This is a genomic window from Pricia antarctica (assembly GCF_900101815.1).
Lineage (GTDB): Bacteria > Bacteroidota > Bacteroidia > Flavobacteriales > Flavobacteriaceae > Pricia > Pricia antarctica.
Map to the genome: position 1 here is coordinate 479,480 of NZ_FNAO01000003.1, position 14,053 is coordinate 493,532.

The 14,053-nt window shown below is 44.4% G+C and carries 13 protein-coding genes and 1 tRNA gene; 4 read left to right on the top strand and 10 right to left on the bottom strand.

Features of this window, described 5'->3' with window-relative positions; genetic code table 11:
• The first annotated feature begins 6 nt into the window (after positions 1–6).
• Genes asnS through BLT07_RS07330 form a run of 3 tightly spaced genes read left to right on the top strand, consistent with a single transcriptional unit; the run spans position 7 to position 3,547 of the window.
• Positions 7–1,440, top strand: coding sequence for an asparagine--tRNA ligase (gene asnS / locus BLT07_RS07320; protein WP_091867251.1), 1,434 nt, complete (start codon positions 7–9; stop codon positions 1,438–1,440).
• Positions 1,441–1,478: 38 nt separating this feature from the next.
• Complete coding sequence (gene rpoN, locus BLT07_RS07325) at positions 1,479–2,942, top strand: RNA polymerase factor sigma-54 (RefSeq protein WP_091867252.1); 1,464 nt, start codon at positions 1,479–1,481, stop codon at positions 2,940–2,942.
• Complete coding sequence (locus BLT07_RS07330) at positions 2,942–3,547, top strand: hypothetical protein (RefSeq protein ID WP_091867254.1); 606 nt, start codon at positions 2,942–2,944, stop codon at positions 3,545–3,547. Before rpoN ends, BLT07_RS07330 begins: the two co-directional genes overlap by 1 nt.
• Before the next feature lie 4 nt (positions 3,548–3,551).
• Here BLT07_RS07330 and BLT07_RS07335 read toward each other — a convergent pair whose 3' ends face one another.
• From BLT07_RS07335 to BLT07_RS07370, 8 genes are all read right to left on the bottom strand, one after another.
• A complete protein-coding gene (locus BLT07_RS07335; RefSeq protein ID WP_091867256.1) occupies positions 3,552–4,247 on the bottom strand; it encodes a porin family protein in 696 nt (231 codons plus the stop codon).
• Positions 4,248–4,326: 79 nt separating this feature from the next.
• Entirely contained in the window at positions 4,327–4,809 is a 483-nt protein-coding gene (locus BLT07_RS07340) for an ExbD/TolR family protein (RefSeq protein ID WP_091867258.1), read from the bottom strand.
• A 22-nt stretch (positions 4,810–4,831) separates the two neighbouring features.
• Positions 4,832–5,458 (bottom strand): ExbD/TolR family protein, encoded by a 627-nt coding sequence (locus BLT07_RS07345; protein WP_091867260.1) that lies wholly within the window; start codon positions 5,456–5,458, stop codon positions 4,832–4,834.
• Between the two features lie 5 nt (positions 5,459–5,463).
• A complete protein-coding gene (locus BLT07_RS07350; protein ID WP_091867262.1) occupies positions 5,464–5,910 on the bottom strand; it encodes a hypothetical protein in 447 nt (148 codons plus the stop codon).
• 25 nt (positions 5,911–5,935) lie between these two features.
• On the bottom strand, positions 5,936–6,700 hold the full coding sequence (locus tag BLT07_RS07355) for a MotA/TolQ/ExbB proton channel family protein (RefSeq protein ID WP_091867264.1): 765 nt from the start codon (positions 6,698–6,700) through the stop codon (positions 5,936–5,938).
• A gap of 245 nt (positions 6,701–6,945) precedes the next feature.
• Positions 6,946–7,030: transfer RNA gene (locus BLT07_RS07360), tRNA-Ser, on the bottom strand.
• Between the two features lie 79 nt (positions 7,031–7,109).
• Positions 7,110–8,129 (bottom strand): asparaginase, encoded by a 1,020-nt coding sequence (locus BLT07_RS07365; RefSeq protein WP_091867266.1) that lies wholly within the window; start codon positions 8,127–8,129, stop codon positions 7,110–7,112.
• A 74-nt stretch (positions 8,130–8,203) separates the two neighbouring features.
• Positions 8,204–8,971 carry a TatD family hydrolase gene (locus BLT07_RS07370; protein ID WP_091867267.1) on the bottom strand — a complete coding sequence of 256 codons (768 nt, stop codon included), beginning with the start codon at positions 8,969–8,971 and terminating at the stop codon, positions 8,204–8,206.
• Positions 8,972–9,029: 58 nt separating this feature from the next.
• Between BLT07_RS07370 and BLT07_RS07375 the strand changes: the two genes are divergently transcribed.
• The gene (locus tag BLT07_RS07375) at positions 9,030–9,476 is read left to right on the top strand and encodes a retropepsin-like aspartic protease (protein ID WP_091867269.1); all 447 of its coding nucleotides are present in this window, start codon (positions 9,030–9,032) and stop codon (positions 9,474–9,476) included.
• Between the two features lie 156 nt (positions 9,477–9,632).
• Here BLT07_RS07375 and odhB read toward each other — a convergent pair whose 3' ends face one another.
• Positions 9,633–10,940, bottom strand: a complete 1,308-nt coding sequence (gene odhB / locus BLT07_RS07380) for a 2-oxoglutarate dehydrogenase complex dihydrolipoyllysine-residue succinyltransferase (RefSeq protein WP_091867270.1) — start codon at positions 10,938–10,940, stop codon at positions 9,633–9,635.
• A gap of 44 nt (positions 10,941–10,984) precedes the next feature.
• Positions 10,985–13,837, bottom strand: a complete 2,853-nt coding sequence (locus tag BLT07_RS07385) for a 2-oxoglutarate dehydrogenase E1 component (protein ID WP_091867272.1) — start codon at positions 13,835–13,837, stop codon at positions 10,985–10,987.
• Positions 13,838–14,053: the final 216 nt, after the last annotated feature.

Here is a 14,053-nt window from a genome sequence, read left to right on the forward strand (position 1 = left end):
TTAGGCATGACATCGAACAGCGTAAAGGAATTACTTTCCAAGAATTTAATAGTACAGGAAGTCGTGGTAAACGGATGGGTCAAATCCTTCCGCAGCAATCGTTTTATTGCCCTGAACGATGGGTCGACCCTGGCCAACATTCAGTGTGTAGTCGACTTTGAAAAACTCGATGAACACGTATTAAAACAGATTCATACCGGAGCGGCTTTAAAGGTCAGTGGCACTTTGGTTGAGAGCCAAGGCTCTGGCCAAAGCGTTGAGATACAGGTCAAGGATATTTTTGTGCATGGTGGTGCGAATCCGGATACCTACCCCATTCAACCCAAAAAACATTCCCTGGAATTTCTACGGGAAAAGGCTCATTTACGTATACGCACCAATACTTTTGCTGCAATTATGCGCGTGCGATCCGCTTTGTCGTTTGCAATACACCAGTATTTCACCGAGAACGGATTTTATTACTTCCACTCCCCTATCATTACAGGATCCGATGCCGAAGGCGCGGGCGAAATGTTCAGGGTAACGACTTTGGAAGGAAAAAATCCCCCCCTAAATGAAGACGGGTCAATCAACTTTAAGGAAGACTTCTTCGGAAAGGAAACCAACCTGACCGTATCGGGACAACTTGAGGCGGAAGCCTATGCCATGGCGCTGGGCAAAGTGTATACGTTCGGACCGACGTTCAGGGCAGAAAATTCAAACACGTCAAGACACCTTGCCGAATTTTGGATGGTCGAACCCGAAGTGGCCTTTAATGACCTAGATGATAACATGGACCTAGCGGAGGATTTCATCAAAAAGGTCGTACAGTACATCTTGCAACATTGCGGGGAAGATTTACAGTTTTTGGAAAAGCGCTTGTTGGATGAGGAAAAATCCAAACCCCAGGCCGAACGCAGTGCAATGCCCTTGATCGAAAAATTGAAATTCGTTGCTGAAAATACCTTTCAAAGGGTTACCTATACCGAGGCTATCGAGATTTTACGAAATAGCAAGCCCAACAAAAAGAAAAAATTCCAATATATCATCGACGAATGGGGCGCCGATCTGCAAAGCGAACACGAGCGGTATTTGGTCGAAAAACATTTTAAATGTCCCGTTATCCTATTTGACTATCCCGCAAAAATAAAAGCGTTCTATATGCGTTTAAACGAGGATGGAAAAACGGTACGCGCCATGGATATCCTTTTTCCCGGTATCGGGGAAATTGTCGGTGGTTCACAACGTGAGGAACGTTTGGAGGTCTTAAAAGAAAAGATGGCCGCCCTGAATATACCCGAAGAAGAGCTGTGGTGGTACCTCGATCTGCGCAAGTTCGGCTCTGCGGTACATAGTGGTTTCGGACTCGGTTTTGAGCGTCTTGTGCTATTTGCAACGGGCATGGGCAATATCAGGGATGTAATTCCGTTTCCTAGAACCCCCCAGAATGCCGAGTTCTGATCGGAAATCAGTAACTTTATAAAGTAAGATTTGCCCTGATGCTAAAACAACACCTACAGTTCAAGTTATCCCAGAAGCTGTCACCGCAACAGATACAGTTGATGAAACTGATTCAGTTGCCCACGCAGGCCTTTGAACAACGGCTGAAACAGGAGCTTGGGGAAAATCCGGCTCTTGAGAACGGAAAGGAAGAAAACGATTCGACCGATGACCCTTATGATGAATTGTACGACAATGATGAATCGGGGGACAATGAAACCATAGACACCGAAGATATCAATATCGACGAATATCTCAGTGATGACGAAATTCCTGATTACCGGACCAAGGCAAATAATTACAGCGCGGACGACGAAGAGAAAAATGTGCCCTACGCCGCCGGAATATCATTCACCCAATATCTGCTCAACCAACTCAATACGGTATATCTCAACGACGAGGAATGGAGCATCGCCGAATTTTTGGTCGGTAGTGTGGACGAAAGCGGCTATATACGCAGACCCTTATCCGATATACTTGACGATTTGGCCTTTACCCAAAACATCTACACCGAAGAAAAGACCATTGAAAAGGTACTCAAAATAATTCAAAATTTAGATCCTCCGGGGGTGGCCGCCCGTTCGCTTAAAGAATGCTTGATCATTCAGCTTGAGAGAAAAAATCCAACCCCAAAAATCGAACTGGCTATTGCCATTTTGGATAAATCTTTCGATCAATTCACAAAGAAACACTACAAGAAACTACTCCAAAAACATGCTATTTCCGAAGAACAGCTCAAAGATGCCATTTCGGAAGTCGAAAGGCTGAACCCCAAACCGGGCGGATCGTATTCAGGCAACAATCGCATGGTGGAACACGTGGTTCCTGATTTTTCAATACGTATTGTTGATGGAGAACTCGAACTTTCCCTCAATGGCAGAAATGCCCCTGAATTACACGTATCCCGAGAATACAGCAACATGTTGAAAGGCTACAAGGAAGCTAAAAGCAAAACCAAATCACAAAAAGACACCGTACAGTTCATCAAGCAAAAGCTCGACGCAGCTAAATGGTTCATCGATGCCATCCGCCAGCGACAGCAAACCCTATTCGTTACGATGAGTTCCATCATGAACTATCAAAAAGCCTATTTTTTGAGCGGTGACGAGCGAGACCTACGCCCCATGATTCTAAAAGATATTGCGGATGAAATCGATATGGACGTTTCAACCGTTTCCCGGGTGGCCAACAGTAAATATGTCGACACCCCTTATGGCACCAAGTTAATCAAGGAATACTTTTCCGAATCCATGAAGAACGATCAAGGGGAAGATGTTTCCACCAAGGAAATAAAGAAAATACTGGAAACCGTAATCACCGACGAACAGAAAAAAAAACCGCTTACCGACGACAAGTTGGCCGCCATACTCAAGGAAAAAGGCTATCCCATTGCCCGGCGGACCGTAGCAAAGTATAGGGAACAACTTGACATTCCCGTGGCACGGTTACGAAAGAAAATCTAATGCGCATTTTCTTTCAGGCCATATCCTATATCTTTCATCCCTTGTTCGTACCCTTGGCCGGTACCTGTGCCTATTTTATGGTCACACCGAAATATAGCCCAATCGGGCTTCCGAGCGCCAACATTCTACCTATTTTGATACTTACGGTCATTATTCCTATTATAGCATTCTTTATTTTGAGAAATATCGGCCTGATAAAAAGTGTTTTTATACCCGCTATTGAAGCGCGTAAATACCCATTGTACATTCACATAATCTTGTTGCTGATGGTGGTTTACAAAGTAATTCCCAACGATTACACCCCAGAGCTACATTTTTATTTTTTGGGGCTTATTGCCGCTGCGATGACCGCCCTACTGTTGCTGTTTTTTAAGTTTAAGGTCAGCATGCATATGATGGGCATGGGCAACCTGTTCCTATTTTTGGTGTGCCTGAGCATACACTTCGAAATCAATATCACCTTGGCGGTAAGCTTACTCACCTTGGCAACCGGTCTTGTCGCGACATCGAGGCTTTACCTTAAGGCACATTCGAGACCCGAAATCGTAATCGGTTTTCTGGTCGGGTTGCTCTCGCAGCTGCTATTGATAAAATTTTGGTTGTAAAAATTCAAAGAATATAGAAAATAAGCCCTATCCGAAGCGGTTTCATCGCGATATCGAGCCCTTCTACCGAAGTGCCATCCTCAAAAAGATGGTTCAGCGCATAATAGGCGTGTAGATTAAACGTATTGTATCCAAAATTGAAGGTCAGACCATATTGGAATCGACGGATATCTCCGTTGTAGAAAGACGCACGCTCTTTATCTGTTTTGTTGGAGATATATTTAGAACGCCCTCCGATTACATACCCCAGTTTAACGCCGGCATAGATGCGCCAGAATTTATAATCGGTGGCATTGGAGTTCCGCCAACGAAATTCAAATGGCATTTCGAGCATATGGGTCTCGATTTTGCTTCTTTTCAAACTATCGATGTCCGTTATAACCGTATATTCAAAGCCGATCGGTGTTTCTTTGGCCCGAAGGTTAGAGTAATAGGAATAGACCCCATAACCCAAACCGACTCCAAAAGCCATTGTACGACTTCGGTTAATAGGAATATCTTTAATTATACCTGCCTGAAGGCCATAGGAAAGATTACGTTGGTTCACTTTTTCGGGCATGCCCACCAAAAAATTATAGGTAAGGCCAATATAAAACTGATCTTCGAGGTATTTGTCATCCCGCAAAGTAGAATCGGGATAGACCTGGCTATAGGCCAACAGGGTCAATAAGGAAAATACACCAAATAAAAAATGTTTCATTAGATAGACGTATTCAAATAAAAAGACGCCTCAAACCTTACGTTTGAAGCGTCCTTTCATTAAGTTTTGACGATAATACCTATTGCAAATTATTGAACGCGTCACCATCATAGGTTGTGTAGTTGACCTTTAAGGCGTTCACCTTACGCAACTCCTGCTTGATATCGGAAATCAACCCCATGTTCGCATTCTTGTCCACTTTAAGGGCAATGGTAAGTACGTTCTGAAGGTCTTGAGACTTTTTAGCCCTTTCTTCCAAAATATAGCCCCCAACATCGGAGGGAGAAGAAAACTTATCGTTCAACTGAATTCGGGCCTCTTTTCCAAACTTACTCGTATACTGCGAAGTAGGCTCACCTACGTAGATATAGATTACTCGATCTTTCTTTTCCAATTTCTTGGTCTCGCTAGCGTTTGGCAAAGTATTTTCAACCTTCAAGGTATTATCCTTCATAACGGTCACCGTCATAAAAAAGAACAACAACATAAAAACGATATCAGGCAGCGAAGCCGTGTTCACCGCTGGCAGACCGGAATCTTTTTTCTTTGCAAACTTTGACATATCGTATTGATTTAACCTTTAATTAATTTGATGTATCGGTCTCCGCCTCCGACAATTTCTGTGGAAACAGTTCTTGAATCCGTTTAACCTTTTCCTTCAAGTCATCTTTGACATTCGAGTCAGTTTCAGGGTCAAGATAATCAGCTTCCATAGTCGTAAAATCCCTGCCGTACAGACGTTGGGCCTCACGGTTTCGAAGATCATTATACGCACCTACCAACTCATTCTGGACGGTGATATACGTGCTGTATTTTGTTTCCCTATCGTTTTTCAAAGAAATAATTGCTTTTGCGGGACTATCCGAAGAATCGCCAAGACGTTTACCCTTGCAATAACTGCAATAATCGGGCGATCCCGAAGGCGCGCCACCATTATCCAAAAAGGCCATAGCCTTTTCCCGCAGTTTCCTAATATCGGTAATTTCCTCCTCCACCAGCAATTGTCCGTTGCGGTTTATATTCACCGTAAAGATATTCTTCTCTTTAATAATCGGCGGCTTTTCGGTAGGTGGTTCAATCGGCGGCAACATACGATCCAGACCTGCATCTGTTTCAATGGTCGTTGTGACCAAGAAAAATATTAACAGTAAGAACGCAATGTCGGCCATTGAGCCGGCATTTACCTCTGCTGGTGCTCCTCTTCTAGCCATAGTTTCTATTTTTTAATTATTGTTTTTCTCACTCCTCCCCAAATCATCGCACCTACGGCAATGATGGTAAGAATCCAAAATACGTTGATACCCGTACCGATTTTTTTGATGGTAGATTCCGAAGTTTCGATACCACGATCGGCCATTTCAGGAACACTAACATCGGTTCCATCGGCTAATACATAGGCAATTGCCACGACCAAGAGAAATCCAACAACGACGAAAACAGTCTTCTTAATACTCGCCGGATCGGAAAATAAATGAATCAGTGAAAATGCCAGAGCAACGATTGCTGCTATACCCAAAAGTATGTAGGTAATCCAGAACATGGCATTGAGGGCGGCGTTCTGTGTCGCTTCACCTACGGGAGCATCCCTTTCCGGGAGCATAAACCATAATGCGGCTCCGGCCAGACCTACAACTATCAATATAATTTTTACAATTTTATTCATGGTTCTGTTCTATTTATGGGTTTGTTTACTTTACAACAACATCCTTTCTATGATCGACCAACATATCGATCAAAACAATGGAAGAATCTTCCATATCATTAACGATACTATCGATTTTAGCAATGATGTAGTTGTAGAAAATTTGAAGTATAATCGCTGTAATCAGACCGAATACCGTAGTCAATAACGCGACCTGAATATCCCCTGCAATCAAGGATGCACTCAAGTTACCAACCGCGCTAATTTTCTGGAAGGCCTGAATCATACCGATTACCGTACCCATAAATCCGAGCATCGGCGCAACGGCTATAAAAAGGGACAGCCAAGAGACATTTTTTTCCAACTGGCCCATCTGAACCCCACCGTAAGCTACTACTGCCTTTTCAGCGTTATCTATGCCTTCGCCAGCTCTATCCAATCCTTGATAGTAAATGGAAGCTACGGGGCCTTTCGTATTTCTGCACACTTCTTTCGCCGCCTCAATACCTCCGGACGCCAATGCATCCTCGACCTGCTGCTTGAGCTTGGCCGTATTGGTTGTGGCCATGTTCAAATAAATGATACGCTCGATGGCCACGGCCAGACCGAGTATTAAACAAAGTAGAACGATACCCATGAAGCCGGCACCACCTTGAATAAACATTTCCTTTAGTACTTGGGTAAAACCTTTTTCAGCTTCTGCCGGAGCGGCGTCTTGAAGCATAGTTGCAGTAGTTGCCATTGCATTTACAGTGTTCGTGCTCAAAACAAACAGACCGCCCGCGGCTAGGATAGAGAATAATTTTTTCATTTTTTCAAACTTAAATTAGTTATTTAATTGGGTTAAAGATAAAAAAAAATCACAATAAACAAAGTAAAACTTCAATGTCGAAGGAAAGCAGTAGTCCATGTTCCAAAGACGGAGTTAAATAAAAACGATACTATCACTTATTCGTTTTCAAACGGTCATCACCAAGCTTTCGCTCTACATATCGAACTAAACTACGAAGAATTTCAGAATAAACTAATTTCTATCCCAAATTCTTTTTGTTTTCGCAGAGAGGAAGGGATTCGAACCCTCGAAACGTTGCCGTTTACACGCTTTCCAAGCGTGCGCCTTCGACCACTCGGCCACCTCTCTATTCATCATCACCAAAGCTACGGCTAAGGGTTGGGCAAATAACAAAAAAAATATCAGTTGATAAAATTTAAACCGGTATTTATTCCATCTCCCCGCGCAAAGGGGTTTCAAAAACCGTTTTGAATAGTTTTTCGCTTATATCGCTACCCAACAGATACATCAGCTTGGTTATGGCCGCCTCCGTCGTAATATCCTTACCATTAATAACTTGTAATTTTTTAAGCTGTTCGCTGGTCTCATATTGACCCATGTGTACGCTACCACCCGAGCATTGGGTCACGTTGACAATATGTATTCCCGAAGTGATCGCTTTTTTAATTTTTTCGACCAGCCAAGGTTCGTTCGGGGCGTTTCCGGCACCATAGGTTTCCAATATCAATCCCTTAAGTTGCGGAATATTCAAGATACTTTCAAGCACGACTGCATCCAAACCGGGAAAAAGTTTAAGTATGGCCACGTTTCTGTCCATTTTTTTATGCACCTTGAATTTTTTCCGTGGATGAACTTCCAAAAGATATTCCTTGAAAACCGTAAGATGAACGCCCGACTCTATCAACTGGGGGTAGTTTAAGGATGCAAAAGCTTGAAAATGTTCGGCATTGATTTTGGTCGTTCGATTGGCCCGATACAGTTTGTATTCAAAATAGAGGCCCACTTCCCGAACCACAGGTTTCCCCTTAGCTTGGAGGGCGGCGATCTGTATCGCGGTTATCAAGTTCTCTTTCGCATCAGTGCGCAAATCCCCAATAGGCAACTGACTGCCGGTAAAAATGACCGGCTTGGCCAAATTTTCAAGCATAAAACTCAAGGCCGAGGCGGAATAGCTCATCGTATCGCTACCATGTAATACGACAAAACCGTTATGACTTTCGTAATGTTGCTCGATTATAACGGCAATTTCGACCCAATGTGAGGGATTCATGTTCGATGAATCGATGGGATGTTTGAAGGACACCGAATCGATATGGCAGTCCAATTGATTTAACTCGGGAATGTGCTTGAGCAGCTTCTTAAAGTTGAACGCCTTTAAAATGCCCGTATCATATTCCTTGACCATGCCAATAGTGCCGCCGGTGTATATTATTAGGATGTTGGTCATGAAAAAAAGTTCAAGTTCAAGTTTCAAGCGCAAGTTCAAATGTCAACCCGTATCGCCGTCGGAGGATTCATGGTTCAAATGCCAAATACGTTCTTTGAATTCTCAGTGGTAGTCTGGGCTATTTTTTCTTTGGATATGCCATAGATGTCCGAAAGTTTTTCCAATACCTTAATAAGGTAGGCACTTTCGTTTCGTTTTCCGCGATACGGTACCGGGGCCAAATAGGGAGAATCGGTTTCTAGAACAATATCTTTTAGAGGGATGTCTTCAAGAAAGGTATCGATTTTACCGTTTTTAAAGGTTACTACGCCCCCGATTCCCAATTTGAGATTATAGGATATCGCCTTATGGGCCTGTTCCAAGGTACCGGTGAAGCAATGGAAAATTCCGAAAAGATCGTCTCCCTTTTCGCTTTCGAGTATCTCGAAGATTTCATCGAACGCATCCCGACAATGGATGACGATAGGCAACCTATGTTTTTTTGCGAGTTGAATCTGAAAACGGAAGGCTTTCTGTTGCTGCTCTAGAAAAGTTGTATCCCAATACAGATCAATTCCTATTTCTCCGACGGCGTAAAACTTCTGTTCCGAGAGCATTTCTTCGACGTGCCGTAATTCATCCTTATAATTTTCCTTGACATGGGTCGGATGCAGCCCCATCATCAAAAATATGTTCTTCGGATGCGCATCTCTCAAAGTAAACATAGCCTGGGTGTAGGTGGAATCGATAGCGGGAATAAAAAATCGCTCGATTCCTTGGTCCAACGCGGCTTTTATGACGGCCGACCTATCTTTATCAAAAGCTTCACTGTATAAGTGGGTATGGGTATCTGTTACTATCATGCTGCAAAAATAGGTTTATCTTTGGTCATTCTTTTTAATCCTAATGAACATCCCCTGAATGATATCCCTTAAAAAGTGTTTGAATAAGAAAAAGTACGTCAAAATCCCTTTGGTGCTGACCGAAACCAACCATTTTGCGATTACTGCCAAAATAAATGGTGTGAAGGGACGGTTTATTTTAGATACCGGTGCTTCGAACACCTGCGTGAGCTTCGATAAAATCGAGCTTTTCAAATTAACTTCGGAAGCATCTGAAATAAAGGCAGCGGGAGCCGGAGCTACCAATATGGAAACCTTGATTTCGACCAAAAACCGCATAAAAATTGGCAAATGGAAGAAAAAAAAATTACAGATTGTATTGTTTGACCTAGTGCATGTCAACGAGGCACTCACCTCCCATAAAGCTAAGCCCGTTGACGGTATAATTGGGGCCGATGTGCTGATCAAGGCAAAAGCGGTCATCGATTACAGCAAAAGTTGCCTGTATTTGAAGTCCTCCAGTTGATCTAAGAGCTGCAAGAGACCCCAGAAGTTACTATTCCTATAGCAAGAAACCTTTGGGCTCTTCGTGTTTAGCGGTGATGCCTCATGGGGGATCGACCTAAAACGGAACCCAGACTGCGGTGGAGCACACCGTGCTGGTCGATATCGGTAAAGTCGTCTACATCTCCAAGGCCTTCTTTACATCACCATCCATCAGGAGTTCTTCGGGGTTTTCCAAAGCTTCTTTGATGGCGACCAAAAATCCTACGGATTCTTTACCGTCGATAATGCGGTGGTCATAAGATACCGCCACATACATAATAGGTGCTACGGCTATGGCCCCATCAATGGCAATAGGACGTTCGACAATATTATGCATGCCCAGAATGGCACTTTGGGGAGGATTAATAATCGGGGTCGATAACATCGAACCGAAAACTCCTCCATTGGTTATGGTGAAGGTGCCGCCGGTCATTTCATCGACCGTTATTTCACCTTCACGGGCGCGAATGGCCAATCGTTTTACCTCGGCCTCAACACCTCTAAAAGTCAGGTTCTCGGCGTTGCGGATTACAGGAACCATCAAACCTTTCGGCCCTGAAACGGCAATACTGATATCACAGAAATCGTAGGATATCATTTCCTTTCCGTCAATCATGGAGTTTACCGAGGGAAATTCTTGTAAGGCCTTAACAACAGCTTTCGTAAAGAACGACATAAAGCCCAAGCCTACACCGTGCTTTTCCTTGAAATCTTCTTTATACTTTTCACGGAGTTCGAAGATGGCGGACATATTGACTTCGTTGAACGTGGTCAACATGGCGGTTTCGTTCTTGACGGCTACCAAGCGTTCGGCTACTTTTCTGCGGAGCATCGAAAGTTTTGAACGGGTCTCGCCACGGTTACCCCCAGTTGGTGTACCCATGGAAGGCACGGCGTTTACCGCATCGTCTTTGGTGATTCGGCCGTCTTTGCCGCTTCCTTTTATGGATGAACCATCCATATTCTTTTCCGCTAATATTTTTTTGGCCGCCGGCGAAGCTACACCGGAGGCATAGGTTTCTTTGCTCTCTTTGGGTTGGGGCGCTTTTTCCTTATCTTCAGTATCCGTATCGGAAGAGGTTGCTTTCTTGTCTTTATTTTCGGTCTTCTCCACGGCTTTATCATTCGATTTTTCCTCTGAACCGTCTTTCTCGGAAGCTTTGTCCCCATCTTTTGAATCCCCATCCGAATCTCCACCGGGTTTTTTGCCCTCGGTATCGATCAAACATACCACTTCGCCTACGGCAACGGCATCGCCGACCTCGGCCTTTAGCGTAATAATTCCGCTTTCTTCTGCGGGAAGTTCCAAAGTGGCCTTATCGGAATCGACCTCTGCGATAGCCTGGTCCTTTTCCACATAATCACCGTCTTCTACCAGCCATTCCGCTATCTCTACTTCGGTAATGGATTCGCCCGGGGACGGGACTTTCATTTCTAAAATCATGCTATTATTGTTTGCTGTGTTATCTTATTTGTTGACGGATCGTTTTATGCATTTCCGACTTCCTCCTTTGGGCGCGGTTTTGGTTTCGACATATTGTCCTTATTCTTATCGAATACATAGTCGATGACCTGTTGGTGCCTCATTTTTGAGCGCACCGCACTACCGGCGGCGGGAGAAGCATAGAATCTTCTCGAGGCGACCCTTAGTTTATGCGCATCGTTGAAGTGCATCATCAAGTGGCTCCAAGCACCCATGTTTCGAGGTTCTTCTTGTGCCCAGACCAGGTCATCGGCGTTTTTATATTTTTTTATAATTTCCTTCATCTGCTCGAAGGGCAAGGGGAACAATTGTTCTATCCTGACCAACGCAACATCCGATCTATCGTGCTCCTCTTTAGCGGCCAACAGGTCGTAATAGAATTTACCGGTGCAAAAAACCAAACTTTTGACCTTTTTCACATCCGCGGAAGCATCATCGATGACCTCTTGAAACTTGCCGTTAACCAATTCGTCAACCGTAGAGACCGCTTTCGGATGCCGTAAAAGGCTTTTCGGGGTAAAAATTATTAACGGCTTCCTAAAATTGACCTTCATCTGCCGGCGCAAAATATGGAACATCTGCGCAGGGGTCGTTACATCGGCCATGTACATATTATCGCGTGCGCACAGTTGCAAGTATCGTTCCATACGGGCGGAAGAATGCTCTGCACCTTGGCCTTCGTAGCCATGCGGCAACAGCATTACCAGACCGTTCTGCAATTTCCATTTATCTTCCGCAGCGGAGATATATTGATCGATCATAATCTGGGCCCCGTTGCTAAAATCACCGAACTGCGCTTCCCAAATGGTCAGCGTATTCGGGCTCGCCATGGCGTAACCGTAATCGAAACCTACGACTCCATATTCCGACAATAACGAATTGTAGATCTGAAAACGGCCCTGCTTATCGGACAAATGGTTCAACAATACCACCTCTTCCTCGCTCTCCTCTACTTTCATGACCGCATGGCGGTGCGAGAATGTGCCGCGTTCGACATCTTGTCCGGACATTCGTACCTCGAAGCCTTCTTGCAGCAAGCTACCGTAAGCCAAAAGTTCGCCCATGGCCCAATCGAGATTATCGGTCTCGAAGAACCGCTTGTTTCGATCCTTGATCAGTTTATCGACTTTTCTTAAAAATTTTTTATCCTTGGGCGCTTCCGTGATTACCTTGGCAATATGGCTCAGTTCCTCTTTATCGACCGTGGTATCTACAGGGGTCATCATCTCCCATTCACGCGCATTGTCGAAGCCTTTCCATTCATCGGCCATAAAGGGCGTGATTTCGGTCTTATCCTCTTTCCGGGAATCTTCCAGTTCTTCTTCCAAGGTAGCTTTATACTCCTCTTCCAACTGTTTCACATAGCCCTCTTCGATTACACCTTCCTCAAGCAATTTTGCGGCATAGATGTCTCTAGGATTGTCGTGTTTTGCGATGGCCTTATACAACTTAGGTTGTGTGAACCGGGGTTCATCGCCTTCGTTGTGACCATATTTACGATAGCCCAAAAGGTCTAAAAAGATATCGCGCTCGAAGCGCATACGGTATTCAAGGGCTAAGAGGGAAGCGTGTACTACGGCCTCCGCATCATCGGCGTTAACGTGTAAAACCGGACTCAAAGTAACCTTGCCCACATCGGTACAATAGGTAGAGCTACGGGCATCGAGGTAGTTGGTGGTAAAACCGATTTGGTTGTTGACCACAATATGAACCGTTCCATTGGTGCGATACCCTTCCAATTTCTCCATTTGTATAACCTCGTAAACTATTCCCTGACCGGCAATGGCGGCATCGCCGTGCACGATAATCGGTAATACTTTCGAAAAGTCATTGGGAAAATGATCATCCTGTTTTGCCCTTGTGATGCCCTCTACGACCGCGCCCACCGTTTCCAAATGCGAGGGGTTCGGGGCAATATTCATTTTTATCCGGTTGCCATTATCGGTCTTGCGTTCGGAAGTCCAACCCAAGTGATATTTTACATCCCCGTCAAAAATCTCCTGTTCGTAATCCTTGCCATCGAACTCGCTGAAAATATCCTTGGCGGCCTTGCCAAAAATATTGGTCAATACGTTGAGTCTTCCGCGGTGGGCCATTCCCATCACGAACTGTTCCACGCCCATTTCGGCGGCGCGTTCGATCACGGCATCCAAAGCGGGAATCAATGATTCGTTACCTTCTAAGGAAAAGCGTTTCTGCCCTACGTATTTCGTATGTAAAAAAGTTTCAAAAGATACCGCCTGATTCAGTTTTTTAAGGATGCGCTTCTTATGTTCCTTGCTAAAATCAGGATGGTTGTCGTTGACATTCAAATAGTTTTGAATCCACTCGATACGCTCTGGCGTTCGAATATACATATACTCGACCCCAATGGCATCGCAGTAAATACTTTTCAGATGCTTGAGGATATTGTTTAGGGTGCTGGCGCCGATGCCTATAATCTCGCCCGCGTTGAAGACCGTATCCAAATCGGTTTTTGAAAGTCCAAAATTCTCAATATCGAGGGTGGGCTCGTACTTTCTGCGGTCGCGTACGGGATTGGTCTTTGTGAACAAATGGCCCCTACTCCGGTAGCCATCAATAAGCCGAATGACCTGGAATTCTTTCTGTAACGCTTCGGGCATTTCCAACTGCTGGCCATTGCTGATGGCCGCCGCATTGGTATGCGCCTGGGCGCCATCGGGATGCTGTCCTACGCTTTCGTCACGTTCTTCAAAGGCACTTTCGGTACCGAAGTCGAAACCTTGAAAAAAAGCGCGCCAACTGGGCTCGACGCTATCGGGGTTCTTAAGATATTTATCGTACAGCTCCTCAAAAAATGAAGCGTGTGCGGTATTTAAAAAGGAATACTTATCCATACAAAGGTTCTCTGTCTTGCCATTTATCCAAATGACTACAAAAATACAATATTTACCATTTCTGGATCTATCTTCGCGGCCATTCTTGAAAAACGTGAAAGATAACGATTAAAATATATCCTTAGTGCCGTAAACAGATCTTTTTGAGCCTATTCACCTCAGGAATTCTACCTATAGGTTCCGCACAGAATATGACCCCAAAATGGGATTTTTAAT